This is a genomic window from Rhodoferax sp. U11-2br, assembly GCF_018619435.1.
In the GTDB taxonomy this organism is placed as follows: Bacteria; Pseudomonadota; Gammaproteobacteria; order Burkholderiales; family Burkholderiaceae_C; genus Rhodoferax.
In genome coordinates this window covers 97,044-115,792 of sequence record NZ_JAHFZF010000001.1, presented here as the reverse complement: position 1 = coordinate 115,792, position 18,749 = coordinate 97,044, and the positions used below count along the sequence as shown (strand labels likewise).

Annotated in this window: 15 protein-coding genes; 9 read left to right on the top strand and 6 right to left on the bottom strand. The window is 61.6% G+C overall.

The features are described 5' to 3' along the window. Nucleotides 1-40 precede the first annotated feature (40 nt). Both KKO72_RS00525 and ompR read right to left on the bottom strand, forming a co-directional pair. Nucleotides 41-1,435, bottom strand: coding sequence for a sensor histidine kinase (locus KKO72_RS00525; RefSeq protein WP_214934286.1), 1,395 nt, complete (start codon nt 1,433-1,435; stop codon nt 41-43). Beyond that, nucleotides 1,419-2,150 (bottom strand): two-component system response regulator OmpR, encoded by a 732-nt coding sequence (gene ompR / locus KKO72_RS00520; protein WP_078365865.1) that lies wholly within the window; start codon nt 2,148-2,150, stop codon nt 1,419-1,421. The genes KKO72_RS00525 and ompR overlap by 17 nt, the downstream gene beginning before the upstream one ends. A gap of 221 nt (nt 2,151-2,371) precedes the next feature. Between ompR and KKO72_RS00515 the strand changes: the two genes are divergently transcribed. The 4 genes from KKO72_RS00515 (at nt 2,372) to KKO72_RS00500 (ending at nt 7,703) form a co-directional block, all read left to right on the top strand. Next, on the top strand, nt 2,372-3,010 hold the full coding sequence (locus KKO72_RS00515; RefSeq protein WP_214934283.1) for an SIMPL domain-containing protein: 639 nt from the start codon (nt 2,372-2,374) through the stop codon (nt 3,008-3,010). Beyond that, nucleotides 3,007-5,463, top strand: a complete 2,457-nt coding sequence (locus KKO72_RS00510; protein WP_214934280.1) for a serine/threonine protein kinase — start codon at nt 3,007-3,009, stop codon at nt 5,461-5,463. The genes KKO72_RS00515 and KKO72_RS00510 overlap by 4 nt, the downstream gene beginning before the upstream one ends. A gap of 69 nt (nt 5,464-5,532) precedes the next feature. Then, complete coding sequence (locus KKO72_RS00505; RefSeq protein ID WP_371736791.1) at nt 5,533-6,048, top strand: N-acetyltransferase family protein; 516 nt, start codon at nt 5,533-5,535, stop codon at nt 6,046-6,048. Nucleotides 6,049-6,182: 134 nt separating this feature from the next. Beyond that, nucleotides 6,183-7,703, top strand: a complete 1,521-nt coding sequence (locus KKO72_RS00500) for an acetyl-CoA hydrolase/transferase family protein (RefSeq protein WP_214934277.1) — start codon at nt 6,183-6,185, stop codon at nt 7,701-7,703. Between the two features lie 145 nt (nt 7,704-7,848). On the opposite strand, the gene KKO72_RS00495 is transcribed toward KKO72_RS00500, so the two are convergent. Then, nucleotides 7,849-8,619 (bottom strand): 3-hydroxybutyrate dehydrogenase, encoded by a 771-nt coding sequence (locus tag KKO72_RS00495; RefSeq protein WP_214934274.1) that lies wholly within the window; start codon nt 8,617-8,619, stop codon nt 7,849-7,851. A gap of 100 nt (nt 8,620-8,719) precedes the next feature. Between KKO72_RS00495 and KKO72_RS00490 the strand changes: the two genes are divergently transcribed. The 3 genes from KKO72_RS00490 (at nt 8,720) to sbcB (ending at nt 13,428) form a co-directional block, all read left to right on the top strand. Continuing rightward, a complete protein-coding gene (locus tag KKO72_RS00490; protein WP_214934271.1) occupies nt 8,720-9,625 on the top strand; it encodes an alpha/beta fold hydrolase in 906 nt (301 codons plus the stop codon). 41 nt (nt 9,626-9,666) lie between these two features. Next, nucleotides 9,667-11,910, top strand: coding sequence for a bifunctional (p)ppGpp synthetase/guanosine-3',5'-bis(diphosphate) 3'-pyrophosphohydrolase (locus KKO72_RS00485; protein WP_214934269.1), 2,244 nt, complete (start codon nt 9,667-9,669; stop codon nt 11,908-11,910). A 75-nt stretch (nt 11,911-11,985) separates the two neighbouring features. Beyond that, nucleotides 11,986-13,428: an exodeoxyribonuclease I gene (gene sbcB / locus KKO72_RS00480; RefSeq protein WP_214934267.1), complete on the top strand. Its 1,443-nt coding sequence runs from the start codon at nt 11,986-11,988 to the stop codon at nt 13,426-13,428. 38 nt (nt 13,429-13,466) lie between these two features. Here the strand turns inward: sbcB and KKO72_RS00475 are convergent, their stop codons facing one another. Further along, the gene (locus tag KKO72_RS00475; RefSeq protein WP_214934264.1) at nt 13,467-13,742 is read right to left on the bottom strand and encodes a hypothetical protein; all 276 of its coding nucleotides are present in this window, start codon (nt 13,740-13,742) and stop codon (nt 13,467-13,469) included. A gap of 565 nt (nt 13,743-14,307) precedes the next feature. Here KKO72_RS00475 and KKO72_RS00470 point away from each other — a divergent pair. After that, nucleotides 14,308-14,544, top strand: a complete 237-nt coding sequence (locus KKO72_RS00470) for a hypothetical protein (RefSeq protein ID WP_214934262.1) — start codon at nt 14,308-14,310, stop codon at nt 14,542-14,544. A gap of 177 nt (nt 14,545-14,721) precedes the next feature. Further along, nucleotides 14,722-16,224: a methyl-accepting chemotaxis protein gene (locus KKO72_RS00465; RefSeq protein ID WP_251140357.1), complete on the top strand. Its 1,503-nt coding sequence runs from the start codon at nt 14,722-14,724 to the stop codon at nt 16,222-16,224. A 289-nt stretch (nt 16,225-16,513) separates the two neighbouring features. Here KKO72_RS00465 and upp read toward each other — a convergent pair whose 3' ends face one another. Together upp and KKO72_RS00455 are read right to left on the bottom strand one after the other, a co-directional pair. Beyond that, nucleotides 16,514-17,155, bottom strand: coding sequence for a uracil phosphoribosyltransferase (gene upp / locus KKO72_RS00460; RefSeq protein ID WP_180126591.1), 642 nt, complete (start codon nt 17,153-17,155; stop codon nt 16,514-16,516). A gap of 17 nt (nt 17,156-17,172) precedes the next feature. Beyond that, nucleotides 17,173-18,702, bottom strand: a complete 1,530-nt coding sequence (locus tag KKO72_RS00455) for a helicase HerA-like domain-containing protein (RefSeq protein ID WP_214934257.1) — start codon at nt 18,700-18,702, stop codon at nt 17,173-17,175. Nucleotides 18,703-18,749 lie beyond the last annotated feature (47 nt).

Here is an 18,749-nt window from a genome sequence, read left to right as displayed (position 1 = left end):
TTTGCAGTCCAACCCTGCTATCCAAGCGGATGGTGCAGCGTCACGCCAGGGCCGCGCTGCCATGGGCCCGGCGCAACACGATGTTGGCGCACAGGCCGCCGCCGTTGGCGTTGCTCAGGTCAAAGGCGCCACCCATGCGCGAGATGGTTTGCTCCACAATCGCCAGCCCGAGCCCGGTGCTGTTGGCCGCCGAGCGGGCCGAGTCACCCCTGAAGAATGGTGTGGTGAGGTGTTTGAGCTGTTCGGGTGGCACACCATTGCCGTGGTCACGCAGGCGCAGCAGCACCTTGTCGTTGCTGTAACGTGCCGAGATGTCCACCCGCGCCAGCTCTATGCCCTCGGACTTGCCATAACGGGCGGCGTTTTCGAGCAGGTTGACCAAGGCGCGTTGCAACTCCACCGGGTCGGCCTGCACCATCAGGCCGTCTTGCAGCGCCAGCTTGAAGTCGAGGTCACTGCGTTTGCGCAGCGGCTCCAGACAGGTCTCGACCATGTTGTTGAGTGACACCGGCACCAGCCGCATGTCGCCTGGGCGGGCGTAGTCCAGAAATTTGCCGATGATCGCGTCGAGCTGCGCGATGTCACCCACCATGGCCTCGCGTGCCTGCGCGTCGGGCACGCTCATTTCTGCCTCCAGCCGCAGCCGCGCCAGCGGGGTGCGCAGGTCGTGTGAGATGCCTGCCAACATCACGGTGCGGTCCTGTTCGATCTGCGCGAGCTTGCGGGTCATGCGGTTGAAGCCAATGTTCACCGCCCGGATTTCCTGGGTGCTGACGGTTTCATCGAGTGTGCTGGCCTCAAAGTCACCTTCGTGCACCCGGCTGGCCGCTTGCGACAGGTCTTTGAGTGGCCGGTTGATCAGGCGCGCAATACCTGCGGCCCCTGCCAGTGACAACACTGCAGCGGTCAGCAGCCAGACGGTCCAGGTTTCCTGGGTTGGTTGGTCAAAGCGGTTGCGCTCGGTCTGCAACCAATAACGGTCCTTGTCGATGGAGAAGCCTACCCACAGCCCCTGTACCTGGTTGACGCTGCTGGCCACGATGGTGTCTGGCCCCAGGCGCGAGCGCAGTTGCTCGACCACATGGCGGTTCAGGTCGGTGGTGGCCAAGGTCTCGAACACATCGCGCGGTTCACGCAGGCGGATGGTCAGGTGCTCCTGATCCTTCATGGTCTTGAACAGGGACACCCGGGCAATCGCGTCCGAGTGCATCACCGCAGCACGGCTCAGGTTCACCACCGAGGCGATCTGGTCGGCTGTCTGCAGCGCACGGGGCTCAAACTCCATCTGCAGCAGGGTCTGGGTCCAGGCAATCACGCTGCCCAACAACAGCAACGCCAGCAGGAAAAAGGTGCGCCAGAACAGGCTCAGGGCGGGTTTGCGGGCACGCGCCGGGCCGCCGTCCAGTGGCACGGACGGGTTACTGGCCGTTGTCATCAGGAATGAACACGTAACCCACACCCCACACGGTCTGGATATAACGTGGCGCCGAGGCGTCGTGTTCGATGAGTTTGCGCAAGCGCGAGACCTGCACGTCCAGGCTGCGGTCAAAGGGCTCGAAGTCGCGTCCGCGGGCCAGTTGCGCCAGCTTTTCGCGCGACAGCGGTTGGCGCGGGTGCCGCACCAGGGCCTTGAGCATGGCGAACTCACCGGTGGTCAGTGCCAGCTCTTCATCACCCTTGTGCAGGGTGCGCGCGCCCATGTCGAAGCTGAACGGGCCAAAAGTGACCACTGCCTTGTCGGCCGAAGGTGAGCCCGGCGCCTCCACCGGCGGTCGCCGGCGCAGCACCGCGTGGATACGCGCCAACAACTCGCGCGGGTTGAAGGGTTTGCCGAGGTAGTCATCGGCGCCCACTTCCAGCCCGACGATGCGGTCGATGTCTTCACCCTTGGCCGTCAGCATGATGATCGGGGTGCGGTCATTGGCACCACGCAGGCGCCGACAGACCGACAGACCATCTTCACCGGGCATCATCAGGTCCAGCACGATCAGGTCCACCGGCTCGCGCCCGAGCACCCGGGTCAGGGCCCGGCCATCTTCGGCCAGCAGCACCTCGAAACCTTCTTGCGTCAGGTAGCGGCGCAGCAGGTCGCGGATGCGGGCATCATCATCAACCACCAGGATTTTGTCGACACGGGAATTTGCAGCCATACTACGATCCACTTGATTTGTATTTGTAACAGCCGCAATTGTTGCGTGCGTTGTCGCTGCGGAAGCCCTATTTGGCGCCGGATTCACACGCTGTTACAAATTCAGCATGCTTTTTACCCGTTCCGGGTTGTTTGTATATTGGGATAATCATCTTGAAAAATTCTTCAAAATTGGTAGCGTGCTGTGCTTTATTGACGTGGGCTAGCGCTTCTTTTTCTCAAATGGCGTCGGCGCCTTTGCCGATGCAGCGGGTGAGCCTGGCGGCACAGGCCAGTGTGCAGGTGGCGCAAGACCTGCTGACCATGTCGCTGAGCACCACACGGGAAGGCACCGACCCGCAGCTGGTGCAGTCTCAGCTCAAAAACGCCCTGGATACCGCCCTGACCCTGGCCAAAAAGGAGGCCCGCCCGGCCCAGATGACGGTGCGCACCGGTCGTTTTGGCCTGTCACCACGTTATGACCGCAATGGCAAGATCACCGGCTGGCAGGGCAGCACCGAGCTGGTGCTCGAAGGCCAGGACTTTGCCCGCATCAGTGAAACCGCCGGCAAACTCAGCACCCTGACGGTGTCTGGCGCCAGTTTTGGCCTGACCCAGGCTCAACGTCAGAGTGCCCAGGCGCAGGCGCAAGCCCAGGCAATTGCGCTGTTTCGCCAGCGCGCCACCGAGATTGCCAAGGCCTTTGACTTCAAGAGCTACAGCCTGGGGGAAGTCTCGGTCAACTATGACGAAGGTGGGCCGGTCTTCCAGCCGCAGATGAAGGCGGTGCGGGCTATGGCTGTTGAGGATGCCTCGGTGCCGGTGGAGGCGGGTATGGCCTCGGTGTCGGTCAATGTGTCTGGCTCAGTCCAGCTTCAATGAGTGTGGCGATAGGCCGGTTTGAGCGCCGGCGCATGTTGGGCCAGGGCGCGCAGGCCGAAGTATGGCTGTCGTTTGACCCCCGGCTTGAGCGCGAGGTGGCGATCAAGCTCATGAAACCGGCGGCCCAGCCCGACAACGGCCTGGTCACCCAGTGGCTGCAGGAGGCGCGCAGCGTCAGCCGCCTGACCCACACCAACATCGTGCCGGTGTTTGAGGCCGATGTGCAAGACAACCAACCTTACCTGGTGTTTGAGTATGTGCCGGGCCTGACGCTGGCCCAGCAACTGGCCCAGCACGGCGCCTTGCCGCCCGTGCAGGCGGTGGCGGTAATGCAGGATGTGCTGGCCGCTTTGGTGGCTGCCCACGCCAGCGGGGTGGTGCACCGCGACCTCAAACCGTCCAACGTGTTGCTGGACCGCAGTGGCCGCGCCCGTGTGATGGACTTTGGCATTGCGGCACGCATCAGCCAGCAGACGCTGGCCCAGGACCGGGTCGAGGTGGCCGGCACACCTGCCTACATGGCGCCCGAGGCGGTGCGTGGTGAGCACATCACCCCCTTGATGGATGTCTACAGCGCGGGCTTGCTGCTGGGTGAGTTGTTGTGGGGCCAACCGATCCGCGACAAAGCCAGGTTGCAGCAGACCCTGCAAAAAATCAGCATCGAGCCGCAGGCCTTCCCGCCGGATCTGATGGCGCGCCTGGACGACGGCTTGCGCTCGGCCTTGCTGACGGCCACCGCTGTGGCGGTGGACCAGCGTTACCCCAGTGCCCAGGCCTTTCTGGATGATCTGCTGGTCTGGTCGGGTCAGCACAAGGACAGCGCCGACAGCGAGTTGCCCACCCCCACCGGCAAGACCAGCAGCACGCTGGACTTCTTGTTGCGCCGCATGCGCAACAAAAGCGATTTTCCGGCGCTGTCCGAGTCGATTGGACGCATCCAGAGCATGGCCAGCTCGGACAAGGAAAGCATCAACAGCGTCACCAACGAGATCCTCAAGGATGTGGCGCTGACCAACAAGCTGCTGCGCCTGGTCAACAGCGTGCACTATTCACGCGGCAGCAGTGTGGGCACGGTGTCGCGTGCGGTCAGCCTGGTGGGGTTCAACGGCATCCGCAACATGGCCTTGAGCCTGGTGCTGCTGGAGCACATGCAGGACAAAGCCAACGCCCACCTGCTCAAAGAAGAGTTTTTGCGTGCGCTGATGGCTGGCGCCATTGCGGCCGCGCTGTGCCCCACCCAGACCGAAGGGGAGGACGCTTTTATTGGTGCGCTGTTCCAGAATCTGGGGCGCATGTTGTCGCAGTTTTATTTTCCAGAGGAAGCGCTGGCAGTGCGCCAGCTGGTGAGTGCACCACGTGACGCGATCAGCGAGGAGGCCGCCGCCACCCGGGTGCTGGGACTGAGTTACGAAGCGCTGGGCCTGGGCGTGTGCAAAGCCTGGGGCCTGCCCGAGAGCATCCAGCGTTGTGTGGTCAAGCCCACCGGAACGCCGCCCAGCCTGCCCATCAAGGACAGCCAGAGCCGTTTGCGCTGGAGCACCCGTGTCGCCAACGAGATGGCCGACGCGGTCTTGCACACCGATGCCAAGGTGGTGGATGTGCGCCTGGGCCAGGTGGCCAAGACCTATGGCCGGGCCTTGGGTATGAGCACCGAACAGCTCAACGCCGCCACGGCGGTGGCGCGCAGGAAGCTGCTGGAGCTGGCCCAAGCCATGGAGATCACCGTGCGCCCCGACTCCTTGGCTGCGCACCTGCTCGATCACAAGCTGGATGCTCTGCAGCAGGAGCCCGCCAACCTGGTGGTTGACCCCGAGGCCGACACCCTGAACGCCAACGCCTTGCATGCCACCCAGATCATGACCCAGCAGACGCTCACGCTGGTCAGCTCGGAGCCCACCGGCGCCATCCTGACGCTGGCCCAGCCCGGCGCCGACAGCCGGGCGCAGACCCTGACCGCCGGTGTGCAGGACATCACCAATGCCATGGTCGAAGACTTCAAGCTCAGCGATGTGCTGCGCATGATCATGGAGGCCATGTTCCGTGCGCTGGACCTCCACCGCATCGTGTTCTGCATGCGCGACCCCAGGACCGACACCCTCACGGGTCGTTTCGGGCTGGGCACGGGGGTGGAGGCGGTGGTGAAACAGTTCAATGTGCCGCTGCGCAGCAACGGCACGCCCGACCTGTTTGCCACCATTTGTCTCAAGGCAGCCGACACCCTGATCAGTGACGCCGCCGACCCCCGCATCGTGCAGCGCCTGCCTGCCTGGTACATCCAGGCCTACAACGCACCGACGTTTCTGGTGTTGCCGCTGGTGCTCAAGGGCAAACCTTTTGGTCTGATCTATGCCGACATGGCGCACAAGGGCGGCCTGCTGGTGGATGAAAAGGAACTCTCCTTGTTGCGCACGCTGCGCAACCAGGCGGTGATGGCGTTCAAGCAGTCGGCCTGATTGATAGCGATTTTGGCCTCTGGCCCTTTTATAGCAAGGGCCTATAGCTACACATGAAGGAGCAAACAGGTGTTGCCACCGATCCGTCTGATCCCCGAGCATGCGGCGCAGTACCGCGGCCTCATGCTGCAAGCCTATGCCCAGCACCCACAGGCGTTCAGCTCCAGTGTGGCCGAGCGCGCCGCTTTGCCCGTGAGCTGGTGGGTCAGGCGGCTGGAACCTACCGACGACGCCCCTGAGGTGGTGCTGGGGGTGTTTGATGCGCAAGAGCTGGTGGCGGTGGTGGGGGTGGGTTTTGAGGCACGCGACAAACTGCGCCACAAGGCCACCTTGTTTGGCATGTATGTGGCGCCCCAAGCGCGTCAGCGCGGGCTGGGTGCCGCCTTGGTACAGGCGGCGCTGGACTGCGCCCGTGCACGCCCAGGCATCCAATTGATGCAGCTCACCGTGACCCAAGGCAACCAGGCGGCGCAGGCGCTCTATGAACGATTTGGATTTGTGAGTTTTGGGTTGGAACCCATGGCGGCTGCGGTGGCGGACGGTTTTGTCAGCAAAAACCACATGTGGCGACCGTTGGCTGAATAAACCCTTGTTATGCACCATAAGTGTGCATTTTTCTCAGGGAAAACCCTCTTCACAGCGTGACAGGCTGCTAGACTTGGAAGGTTTAGCCGTCGGTTAAACCCTGCCATGCAATCTATCTTTTTGAGTGAAATGTCATGTTACGAGCAGACCGTGTGAGCAACCCCCTCCTGAAATCCAAAATCATGTCGGCAGAAGCCGCCGCTGCGCTGATACCGCCGGGCGCCAATGTGGGCATGAGTGGTTTTACGGGTTCCGGCTACCCCAAGCTGGTGCCGGGGGCGCTGGCGCGGCGCATGAAACAGGCACATGCAGCGGGTGAAGCCTTTCGCATCGGGCTGTGGACCGGTGCCAGCACCGCACCCGAGCTTGACGCGGTGTTGGCCGAGGCGCATGGCGTTGAAATGCGCCTGCCCTACCAGTCTGACGCCACCGTGCGCAAACAGATCAATGCTGGCGAAATGCAGTACACCGACCTGCACCTCTCGCACGTCGCGCAGCTGGTCTGGTACGGCTTTCTGGGCCACCTGGACGTGGCGGTGATCGAAGTGGCGGGCATCTTGCCCGACGGGCGACTGATTCCGTCGTCCTCGGTCGGCAACAACAAAACCTGGATCGACCAGGCCGACAAGATCATCCTCGAAGTCAATTCCATGCAGAACCTCGGCATGGAAGGCATGCACGACATTTATTACGGCACCCAGGTGCCGCCAGACCGCCAGCCGATCCCGCTGGTGCGTGCCAATGGCCGTATTGGTGAAGCCTACCTGCGTTGTGACCTGAACAAGGTGATTGCGGTGGTTGAAACCAACCAGCCCGACCGCAACACCCCGTTTGCCGCGCCCGATGAAACCTCGCAGCGTATTGCCAACCACGTCATCGATTTCCTCGGTGCAGAAGTCAAGGCCGGGCGACTGCCTGCCGACCTGCTGCCGCTGCAATCGGGTGTGGGCAACATCGCCAACGCGGTGCTGGCCGGGCTCAACAACGGCCCGTTCGAGAACCTGACTGCGTACACCGAGGTGCTGCAGGACGGCATGCTCGACATGTTGCGCTCGGGCAAGCTGGTCTCGGCCTCAGCCACCGCGATCTCGTTCAGCCCCGAGGCGATGAAAGACTTCAACGACAACATTGAGTTCTACAGCAAACGCATCGTGCTGCGCCCGCAAGAAATCAGCAACCACCCCGAGGTGGTGCGCCGCCTGGGTGTGATCGCGATGAACGCGATGATCGAGGCTGACATCTACGGCAACGTCAACTCCACCCATATCAAGGGCACCAGCATCATGAACGGCATTGGCGGCTCGGGCGACTTTGCCCGCAACGCCTTCCTGTCCTTTTTTGTGACGCCGTCCACCGCCAAGAATGGCGCTTTGTCGTGCATTGTGCCGATGGTGTCTCATGTGGACCACACCGAACACGATGTGCAGATCATCGTCACCGAGCAGGGCCTGGCGGATTTGCGTGGCCTGTCGCCCAAACAGCGTGCGCGCCTGATCATCGAAAAGTGTGCCCACCCCGACTACCGCCCGGCACTCACCGAGTACTACGAGCGTGCCCTGCGCGAGTCCCCCGGCAAACACACCCCACACCTGATGAACGAAGCCTTCAGCTGGCAGGACAACGCCGTGAAGGTGCTCAACACCGAATCTGCCTGATCTGAGGTGGCAGCGGAACTGGGGCGACGTCCCAGTCTTGTGTGCACATCTTGTGTTCTGTGATTTTGATAGCTTTCAGTCCTTTGTGCATAAGGGCTGGAGGCTTTTTTATGGAATACCTCAGAATGGTTATTGGGTGACCGCGTCACTGCGCCACCCAACCCCCATCCATGTTCCAGGCCACACCCCGCACGTTGTTGCCTGCGGGTGAGCAGAAAAACACCGCGAGTGCGCCCAATTCTTCGGGCGTGGTGAATGTTTTAGAGGGCTCTTTTTCGCCCAAGATCAGCGCAACCGCCTCGTCGTTGGAGAGGCCCAGCGACGCCGCTTTGGCATCCACCTGTTTTTGCACCAGCGGGGTCAGCACCCAGCCTGGGCAAATGGCATTGCAGGTGACGCCGCTGCTGGCGTTTTCCAGAGCGGTGACCTTGGTCAGGCCGACCAGGCCGTGTTTGGCGGCCACATAGGCGGACTTTTCGGCGGATGCGACCAGGCCGTGAACCGAGGCCAGGTTGATGATGCGGCCCCAGCCCGCCGCCTGCATGGCCGGCAGGGCCAGCCGGGTGGTATGGAAGGCGCTGCTGAGGTTGATGGCGATGATCGCATCCCAGCGCTCAGGTGGAAAACTCTCGATGCGCGACACATGCTGGATGCCGGCGTTGTTGACCAGGATGTCGACCCGGCCAAAACGCTGGGCAGCAAAACGCATCAAAGCTTCAATCTCTTCGGGGCGGCTCATGTCGGCGCCGTGGTAGGCCACCTGCACACCTAGGGCTGCCACCTCGGCTGTGGGACCGTCCACATCCCCAAAACCGTTCAGCACGATGTTGGCACCTTGCGCAGCGAGTGCCTTGGCAATACCCAGACCAATGCCGCTGGTGGAGCCGGTGACCAGGGCGGTTTTACCTGTGAGCATGGGAACTTCTCCGCAAAAAATAGATGGATTGGGGGCGACCAAAGCGGGGTGGCTGGCCGGATTGATTTAGGATGCAGTCATTATCCAGTGACGCCCCATCATGTCCAACCCCACCCTTGCATTTATCGATTGCCCCGACGCCCAGGGCAGCCACCGCATGGCTTATTGGCAATGGGGCAACCTGGCCAGCCGCCATGTGGTGCTGTGTGTGCATGGACTGACGCGCCAGGGCCGCGACTTTGACACGCTGGCGCAGGCGCTGTGTGAACAGGCGGGTGGCGACATCCGCGTGGTGTGCCCGGATGTGGCGGGCCGCGGCCAGAGCGACTGGCTCAAAGACCCGCAGGGCTACCAGCTGCCGTTTTATGCGGCTGACATGCTGGCCTTGCTGGCGCAGCTGCAGCCCACCCGGCTGGACTGGGTTGGCACCAGCATGGGTGGCTTGATTGGCCTGGTGGTGGCGGGCCAGCCCGACTTGCCGCCTTTTGCCAAGGTACACCGCTTGGTGCTCAACGATGTGGGGCCGGTGATCGAATGGCAAGCGCTGCAGCGTATTGGTCAGTACCTGGGCCAGGTGCCGGTGTTCGACACCGAGCAACAAGCCGCCGACGCGCTCTGGGCCATTGCCAGCAGCTTTGGCCCGCACACCTCTGAGCAATGGCTGGCCCTGACACGCCCGCAGATCAAACCGCTGGCAGATGGCTCTGGCCGACTCACCCTGCGTTACGACCCGGCGCTGGCCGAGCCGTTCAAGGCCATGACGCCTGAGTCTGCCGCCCAGGGTGAGGCGCTGCTGTGGCAGGCCTATGACCAGATCAGTGCACAGACGCTGCTGGTAAGCGGTGCTGAGTCCGACCTGCTCTCAGCGGCCACGGCGCAGGCCATGACACAGCGCGGCCCGAAAGCGCAACTGGTTGAATTTGCCGGTGTGGGCCACGCACCCACGTTTGTGCCGCAGCCGCAGGTGGATGCTGTGCTGTCTTTTTTGCTTGCCCCCGACCATTAGAGGCCACACCCAAGCCCCCCTTTTTTTGATACAGCGTTTTCATGAAAATTTCCGAGATTGAAGTGACCACCCCCGAGCGCTCTGCCCAAGCCGTGCTGCCGGTGGTGGCCGCCACCGCCCAGAGTCTGCCCGAGCACCCACAGGCCTTGGCGCGGGCCCGTGCCTTTGCCGAGCCGCTGCTGTCCTGCGAAGAACTTGACACCGGCGAAAACACCCTAGCCCATGCCGATGCGGTGGCCGTCATTCTGAAAAGTATCGGTGGCTCGGAAGCCATGCAGGCCGCCAGTTACCTGGTGTACGCCTGTGACCACCTGAACAAACCGCAAGAGGTGATTGCCAAGGCCTTTGGTGACAACTTTGCCGCGCTGGCCATGGAAACCACCAAGCTGGTGCGGGTGCAGCGCCAGGCGCGCATGGCCAAGGCCACCCGCCCGGCGGTGGTGGTGGACACTCCGGCGGCGCAACAGGCGGCCGCCGTGCAGACCGAAAACGTGCGCAAGATGCTGCTGGCGTTTTCGCGCGATTTGCGGGTGGTGATGTTGCGCCTGGCCTCGCGCCTGCAGACGCTGCGCTTTTTTGCCGCCACCAAGCGGCCCATACCCGAGGGCATTGCGGCCGAGTCGCTGCAGGTGTTTGCGCCGCTGGCGAACCGCCTGGGCATCTGGGAAATCAAGTGGGAGATGGAAGACCTGGCCTTCCGCTTTCTGGAGCCCGACACCTACAAACAGGTGGCCCGCTTGCTCGATGAAAAACGCGTCGAGCGCGAGGCCCATGTGGAACGCATGCGCAGCCAGCTGGAGGCTGACCTGAATGCCAACGGCATTGTGGCCAAGGTCTCGGGCCGGCCCAAACACATCTACAGCATTGTCAAAAAAATGCGTGGCAAGTCGCTCGGGTTCGAGAAGGTCTACGACGTGCGTGCGCTGCGTATCCTGGTGGCCAGTGTGCCCGAGTGTTATGGCGCCTTGAGTTGGGTGCACCACCATTTCACCCCGATCACCGAAGAGTTTGACGACTACATTGCCAAACCCAAGGTCAACGGTTACCAGTCCCTGCACACCGTGGTGCGTGACGCGGCCGGGCTGCCCACCGAGATCCAGATCCGCACCCAGGCCATGCACGACCATGCCGAAAACGGTGTGGCCGCGCACTGGGCCTACAAGGAAGCGGGCGCCAAGGGTTACGCGGGGGTGTCGGCCACCGGCGCCTACGACGCCAAGATTGCGGTGCTGCGCCAGCTGCTGGCCTGGGAACGCGATCTGTCCGGGGTGCAGACCCAGGACCTGCTGGATGACCGCATTTATGTGCTGACGCCCGATGCCAACATCGTTGAGCTGCCGCAGGGCGCCACCGTGGTGGACTTTGCCTACACCGTTCACACCGACCTGGGCCACCGCTGCCGGGGGGCTCGGGTGGACGGCGCCATGGTGCCCCTCAACACCGCGCTCAAAAACGGCCAGACGGTCGAAGTGACCGCTGCCAAAGAGGGCGGCCCCTCGCGTGACTGGCTCAACACCGAGCTGGGTTACCTGGTGAGCCACCGCGCCCGCACCAAGGTGCGCGCCTGGTTCAACGCCTTGGCCCTGAGTGAAACCATTGCCAAAGGCCGCGAGGCGGTTGAAAAGCTGCTGCAGCGCGAGGGCAAAACCGCGCTCAAACTCGACGATCTGGCGGTGCAGCTGGGTTTTGCCAACGCCACCGCGCTGTTTGAGGATGTGGGCAAGGATGAGTTTTCGCTGCGCGCCATCGAGCAGGTGTTGCGCCCACCCGAGGCACCGCAGTTTGATGCCAACGCCCCGGTGTTGCGCAAACCCCGCTCGGGTGACAACCCGACCAAGGGTGGGCTGCTGGTGGTGGGGGTAGATTCGCTCATGACCCAGATGGCCAAGTGTTGCAAACCGGCACCGCCGGACGCGATTTGTGGTTTTGTCACGCGTGGCAAAGGCGTCAGTGTGCACCGCAAGGACTGCAGCAACCTCAAGGAAATGGTGGCCAAAAATGGCGAGCGCCTGATCGAGGTGGAGTGGGGCGTGGCACGCGCCATGACCGGCTCGGTGTTCCCGGTGGATGTGGCCGTGCAGGCGCACGACCGCCAGGGCCTGCTGCGCGACATTTCCGAGGTCTTTACCAAAGAGAAGATGAACGTGATTGGGGTGCAGACCCAGTCCATCAAGGGCATTGCCTGGATGACCTTCACCGTGGAGGTGTCCGACTCAGGCCGCCTGAACAAGGTGTTGGGCCTGGTGGCCGAGCTGCCGGGTGTCAATTCGGCTCGTCGGAAATAATGTCATTTATGCCATTCAGCCCTTGATTGATAAGGGCTGATAGCTATCTATTTTGTAATACTCTGAACAAGCGTCATGGCCCACACTTTCCTCTGGCACGACTACGAGACCTTCGGTGTCAACACCCGCAGCGCCCGCCCGGCACAGTTTGCCGCGATCCGCACCGACGCCGATCTGAACCAGGTGGGTGAGCCGATCATGTTGTATTGCCAGCCGGCCAACGACTTTTTGCCGGATCCGCAGTCCTGCCTGATCACTGGCATCACGCCGCAGGAATGCCTGGAAAAAGGCCTGCCCGAACACCAGTTTGCGGCGCAGATTGAGCAGGCGCTGGCCTGGCCCGGCACCGTGGGTGTGGGTTACAACACCATCCGGTTTGACGACGAAATCACACGCTTCATGTTCTGGCGCAACCTGATCGACCCCTATGGACGTGAGTGGCAAAACGACTGCGGCCGCTGGGACATCCTGGACGTGGTGCGCACCGCCTACGCCCTGCGCCCCGAGGGCATCCAGTGGCCCAAAAACGCCGAGGGCAAACCCAGCTTCAAACTCACTGACCTCACGGCCGCCAACGGTCTGGTCCACGAAGCCGCCCACGATGCGCTGAGCGACGTACACGCAACAATAGCCCTGGCTCGGCTGATCAAAACCGCGCAACCACGCTTGTTTGACTTCTGCTTTGGTCTGCACAAAAAAGACCGGGTGCTGGCCGAGCTGGGTTTGCCCAGCACCCCCGCCAACGCACGGCCGTTCTGGCATGTCTCAGGCATGTTCTCACCTGAGCGCGGCTGCCTGGCGTTGATGTGGCCGCTGGCCATGCACCCGGGCAACAAAAACGAGCTGCTGGCCTGGGACCTGTCGCAAGACCCGAGCGAATTGGCCAGCCTGAACGCCGCACAAATCCAGCAACGCCTGTTCACCCGCAGCGCCGACTTGCCCGAAGGTGTGTTGCGCCTGCCGATCAAGTCGGTGCATATCAACAAATCACCGATGGTGATGGGCAACCTTAAGGTGCTCAGCGAGCCGATGGCGCAGCGCTGGGGCATCGATGTGGCGGCCCAACTCGCCAACGCTGCAGTCGCACGCGACCTGCCCGACATGAGCGCGATCTGGGCCGAGGTGTTCAAACGCGATGCCGCTGGCCCGGTGGACGTGGACCAAGACCTGTACGGCGGTTTCATCGGCAATGCCGACCGCCGCCGCCTCAACGACCTGCGCCAAAACAGCCCCGAACAACTTGCCCAAGCCCGCCCGGCCTTTGACGATGCCCGGCTGACCGAGCTGTTGTGGCGTTACCGCGCGCGCAACTTCCCGGCCAGTTTGTCGGCGGACGAGGCCGCTGCCTGGGAAGCCCACCGCGCCGCCCGGCTGCTCGAAGGTGAGGGCGGGGCACTCACCTTGACCGCGCTGTTTGACCAGCTCGACCAACTGGCCGAGACGGCCGATGAGCGCGGTGAAGCCGTGTTGGGTGCGCTGTACGACTACGCGGAGATGGTGGCGCCTCAGGTCGATTGACAGCGCCGTGAGCGCTGGCGGACGCCAAAAGCCCCAGGTTAATGGTTTGGCACCGTTGGTTTGCTCTCCACATAGGCCCAGAAATCATCTGTGACTTCGTACTGCGGAAACGCCGTTTTGTGTTGTTCGGCCAGATAGTGCAGGGCCATCAGGATGTCCGCCGGAAAACCCCGGCGGGTGCCATTGCGGGTGCCGTGTAACAGCCCCTCCATGTAGGCCACGAAGTTGCTGTGCCCCCAATAAGCTGTGAGCTTGTCACCGATATGCGGGAAGACCTGGGCCACGGTACGGTACTGCGGGTTGTTGTTGAGCACGGTGAACCTCCTTCCGGTAGTGGCCGCAACAGGCAGCGCCTGCATGCCATGGATGACCAAACAATGTATAGCTGTCAGCCCTTGCTTGTAAAGGGCTACAGGCCAAAAAGCGGATGAAGTGAAGTGCTGCAGGTGTACCTGGCGAGTGCTCAAGTGCTTGTTGTCCGGTCGACTTGTGGGGAAGCGGGCGTTTGCACGCTGCAGGTCATTTCCTGCTATCCGCTATTTGGGGAATGCTGCGTAAGGCTGATTGCAGACTTTTGCACCGATCCGCTGATGTCAGGCCTCACTTAGATCCATGTCGACTCTGCCGCCGAATGAGGCAGAAAAAGTAAACACGGGCGCCGCCTTTGGCTCACCAGCTAGGGTGTGTTGTTTTTGGCGCCGTAATCGGTGCAATTCGCAAGCGTGGTTGTAGCTCTGACCGTTTTCAACTTCAATGTCGGAAAGCGATCCTGACAGGGGTTGAATGGGCTCATAAAACACGTCATGCAGAAAATTTTCAAAAAATATACAATATTATTAAATATTGATGTTTTGTGATTTTAGAAGGAGCGGTGTACGTATGGATCAGACAGCGGCAGCGCCTCGCAACGCACTTGACGCCTCCAGCGTGCCATCGGGTTCGCAGAACCTGGATGTGAGCGAGTTCCTGAGCTTCCAGCTCGGAGAGGAAGAACACGGCATTGAAATCTTGCGGGGGCAGGAAAGCCGCTCCTGTGAACGCCCCACCCGTGTGGTCAACGCGCCCAAGCACATCTTTGGGGGTGCTCAACCGGCATGGGGTGATCGTGCCGAGTGAGTGCATGCGCATCAAGTTCAATGTGAACCCAATGGACGCCAAGCGAAATCGGTGTTTTCCCAACAGTAACGCCACCCAACACGAACATCAATGGGAGCCGACATGACGATAAGACAACACACCGTGTTTCAAAATTTAAGCGTGAAAACCAGGTTTTCCGCCTTAGCTGTGATGTGCATGATCGCGATGGCTATTGCCTCCTTGATCGGTTTATGGAGCGCGGCAAGACTGACGACATTGAGCGAGCGGGTCTTTGTGTCCAAGGATGTGGTCGCTGACATCTTGCCACCACCGATGTACCTGATTGAGATGCGCCTGGTGGTCTCGCGCGTGTTTGAGAAAACGTTGACCCCAGCAGCGGCCGCCCTGGAAGTCGAGCGTCTGGCCAAGGAGTACAACGCTCGGGTTGTGTACTGGACCAGCAATCCGCCCTATGGCTTGGAGAAGCAGCTTCTCGGAGCGCAGCACGCGACTGCTCAACAATTTATCGCTGCGGTGAAAGCGGTGGTAGCCAAAGCGGGTGCCCGCGGACTCGATGAGTTTCAAAGCGAGTTGCTTCAACTGGAAGAACTTTATGAAAAACACCGTGCCGGTGTTGATGCAACGGTGGCCGAAAGTACCAAGTTTGCGGCCATTGAAAGTGACAGTTTCACCAGAGTGGTGAGCCAGAGTCGGTGGTGGTTGTTGATGACCTTGGTGGTGACGGTGACCGTGGTGGTGGTGCTGTTTACCGTGACGATACTGTCCATCACCCGCCCCTTGAGTTCGACCGTTCATGAGATCAGGAAATTGGCCGAAGGCGACATGTCTGTGGCGGTCCCACCGGGGGCGGCGGACGAGATTGGCGCGATTTCATCGGCGCTGAGTGGCATGCAGAGCAACTGGGTCCAGATCGTCGCGAAGGTGCGCCGGGGCTCCGAGAGCCTGGCCACAGCCAGCGCCGAGATCGCTCAGGGCAACAGCGATTTATCGGCACGAACCGAGAGCCAGGCCAGTGCGTTGGAACAAACGGCGACGTCTCTGGAAGAATTGAGCGCCACCGTCAAACAAAATGCCGCCAGCGCACGAGAGGCCAATCAACTGGCACTTAGCGCCTCAAGCGTCGCCGGCAAAGGCGGCGCGGTGGTTGCCCAGGTGGTCGAAACCATGAAGGGCATCAATGAAAGCTCCAAAAAAATCGGCGACATCACCAGCGTCATCGACAGCATCGCCTTTCAGACCAACATCCTGGCCTTGAACGCCGCCGTCGAAGCGGCCCGTGCGGGAGAACAAGGTCGTGGCTTTGCCGTTGTGGCCTCTGAAGTGCGCTCCCTGGCCGGACGCAGCGCAGAAGCTGCCAAGGAAATCAAGAATCTGATAAACGCCAGCGTCGAGCGCGTTGACCTCGGCAGTGCACTGGCCGATCAGGCCGGTGTCACCATGTCCGAGGTTGTCAGCGCCATTCGTCGTGTGACCGACATCATGGGCGAAATCAGCTCGGCAAGCTCTGAACAGGCCGCAGGCGTGGCTCAAGTGGGTGCAGCAGTCAGCCAAATGGACCAGGCGACGCAGCAAAACGCATCGCTGGTGGAGCAGATGGCCGCTGCCGCCAGCAGTCTCAAAGCCCAAGCGCAAGAGTTGGTGTTGATGGTGGCTGTCTTCAAGCTCGGCGGCGACCAGAAGTACCACCCAGTCGCATAACGTGCGGCAGAGCGCTTTCACAGCGCAAAAAAACAAACCGCCGCCTTGCCTGTACTTGGTCGTGCGATCAGTGGTAGTGGGGATTGGGCGACCTTCTGATACGGACAAGCAGAATTGGCATCAATCCAGCCAGGCCAGGCTCCTGCACTTGCGCATGGCTGACATTGGTGGGCTCAGGTGACGCTGTTGACCGGTCCCCCACAGCCAGTTCAACTTGCAGATAAAAATACTAAATCAATAGCTACCATCCCTTATAAATAAAGGGCTGGTAGCCAAAAAGACCATTGACTTACTGCGTGCCAAAGATCCGGTCACCGGCGTCACCCAGACCTGGCAGGATGTAGCCGTGGTCGTTGAGCTGGCGGTCGATGGCTGCTGTGAAGATCTGCACATCGGGGTGGGCTTCGCGCAGGGCCTTGACACCTTCGGGGCAGGTCAGCAGGCAGACAAACTTGATGGAACGCGGCTGCAGCGCCTTGACGCGGGTGATGGCGGCAATGGCCGAGTGGCCGGTGGCCAGCATCGGGTCAACCACAATCACGTCGCGCTCGGGCATGTCCTTGGGCATCTTGAAGTAATACTCCACCGCCTGCAGCGTGGCCGGGTCGCGATACAGGCCGATGTGGCCCACGCGCGCGCCGGGCACCACCGCCAGAAAACCCTCCAGCAGCCCGTTGCCCGCACGCAGGATGGAGGCCAGTGCCAGCTTCTTGCCGTCGATCATGGTGGCGGTCATGGTTTCCAGCGGGGTCTCGACCTCCACATCTTGGGTGGGCATGTCGCGGGTCACCTCATAAGCCATCAGCATCGCCAGCTCATTGAGCAGGGTACGGAAACTGGTGGTGCTGGCGTCTTTGCGGCGCATCAGGGTGAGTTTGTGCTGCACCAGCGGGTGCTTGATCACGTGAACGAAAGGATCGGATGTCGTCATGAATTGCTTTCCTGCATTTATCTTTTGGAACCGCCAAAGATACCACCCAAAACACCCCGAATGATCTGGCGACCCACTTCGCGGCCAATCGAACTCGCCGCACTTTTGAAAAGTTGTTCACCCGCCGAGGTGCGCCGGCCATTGCCACCGCCCAGCAGGCTGCCCAGGCCGGAGCCCAGGCTGTCGAGCAGGCCGCCGGGCTCGGCGGCGGGGGCCTCAGCAGCGCCTGTTTTGTCTGCGCCGTTTTTGGCGGCGGCGTTGGTCCGTTCGGCAGAGCGGCCTTTGAGCTTTTCAAAGGCCGACTCGCGGTCCAGCGTTTTTTCGTAAACCCCGGCGACGATGGATTCGGCCAGCAGGGTCTGGCGCTGCTCGGGGGTGATCGGGCCAATCTGGCTCGCGGGTGGCAGCACAAACACCCGCTCTGTGGGGCTTGGGCGGCCTTTGTCGTCCAGGCAACTCACCAGTGCTTCACCCACGGCCAGTTCGGTGATGGCCGCGCTGATGTCCAGGCCGGGGTTCGGGCGCATGGTGTCGGCGGCCGACTTGACGGCTTTCTGGTCACGCGGCGTGAAGGCCCGCAGTGCGTGTTGAACCCGGTTGCCCAGTTGCGCCAGCACACTGTCGGGGATGTCGAGCGGGTTTTGTGTCACAAAGTACACACCGACGCCTTTGGAGCGCACCAGCCTCACCACCAGCTCGATGCGTTCGATCAGCACCTTGGGTGCGTCGTTAAACAGCAGGTGGGCTTCGTCGAAGAAGAACACCAGCTTAGGTTTGTCCAGGTCACCCACTTCGGGCAGGTTCTCGAACAGTTCACTGAGCATCCACAGCAAAAAGGTGCTGTACAGGCGCGGTGAGTTCATCAGTTTGTCGGCGGCCAGCACATTGATGATGCCGCGCCCGGCGCTGTCGGTCTGCATGAAGTCGTCGATGTTGAGCATCGGCTCGCCAAAGAACTTGTCACCGCCTTGGGTTTCGATCTGCATCAGGCCGCGCTGAATGGCGCCAATGCTGGCGGCGCTGATGTTGCCGTATTCGGTGGTGAAGCTCGACGCGTTGTCACCCACGTGCTGGCACATCGCGCGCAGGTCTTTCATGTCCAGCAGCAGCAAACCCGCGTCGTCGGCGATCTTGAACACCAGTTGCAACACCCCGGCCTGGGTGTCGTTCAGATTGAGCATGCGCGCGAGCAGCAGCGGGCCCAGGTCGCTCACGGTGGCGCGCACCGGGTGGCCCTGTTCACCAAATACGTCCCACAGGGTGGTTGAGAACGCTGCGTATTCTGGAGCATCCAGCCCTCGTTCTGCAAGGACTTTAGCCAGTTTTGGCGTGGAACTGCCGGGGCGCGAGATGCCGGTCAAGTCGCCCTTGATGTCGGCCATAAACACCGGCACACCGAGTTTGGCAAACCCTTCAGCCAGGGTTTGCAGGGTGATGGTTTTGCCGGTGCCGGTGGCGCCGGTGATCAGCCCGTGGCGATTGGCCTTGTCGGGCTGCAGGAAACACTGGGTCTGCCCGTGCTGGGCGATCAGGATGGGTTCAGGCATATCGGACTCAAAAAGTACAATCGAGCCAATAGCGTAACGAATTTTCA

Coding starts and splice junctions, on each gene's coding strand:
- upp (WP_180126591.1), bottom strand. CDS start 17,155: ATGACGACATCCGATCCTTTCGTTCACGTGATCAAGCACCCGCTGGTG.
- sbcB (WP_214934267.1), top strand. CDS start 11,986: ATGGCCCACACTTTCCTCTGGCACGACTACGAGACCTTCGGTGTCAAC.
- KKO72_RS00495 (WP_214934274.1), bottom strand. CDS start 8,619: ATGCTCACAGGTAAAACCGCCCTGGTCACCGGCTCCACCAGCGGCATT.
- KKO72_RS00525 (WP_214934286.1), bottom strand. CDS start 1,435: ATGACAACGGCCAGTAACCCGTCCGTGCCACTGGACGGCGGCCCGGCG.
- KKO72_RS00500 (WP_214934277.1), top strand. CDS start 6,183: ATGTTACGAGCAGACCGTGTGAGCAACCCCCTCCTGAAATCCAAAATC.
- KKO72_RS00515 (WP_214934283.1), top strand. CDS start 2,372: ATGGCGTCGGCGCCTTTGCCGATGCAGCGGGTGAGCCTGGCGGCACAG.
- KKO72_RS00470 (WP_214934262.1), top strand. CDS start 14,308: ATGGATCAGACAGCGGCAGCGCCTCGCAACGCACTTGACGCCTCCAGC.
- KKO72_RS00490 (WP_214934271.1), top strand. CDS start 8,720: ATGTCCAACCCCACCCTTGCATTTATCGATTGCCCCGACGCCCAGGGC.
- KKO72_RS00485 (WP_214934269.1), top strand. CDS start 9,667: ATGAAAATTTCCGAGATTGAAGTGACCACCCCCGAGCGCTCTGCCCAA.
- KKO72_RS00465 (WP_251140357.1), top strand. CDS start 14,722: ATGATCGCGATGGCTATTGCCTCCTTGATCGGTTTATGGAGCGCGGCA.
- ompR (WP_078365865.1), bottom strand. CDS start 2,150: ATGGCTGCAAATTCCCGTGTCGACAAAATCCTGGTGGTTGATGATGAT.
- KKO72_RS00455 (WP_214934257.1), bottom strand. CDS start 18,702: ATGCCTGAACCCATCCTGATCGCCCAGCACGGGCAGACCCAGTGTTTC.
- KKO72_RS00510 (WP_214934280.1), top strand. CDS start 3,007: ATGAGTGTGGCGATAGGCCGGTTTGAGCGCCGGCGCATGTTGGGCCAG.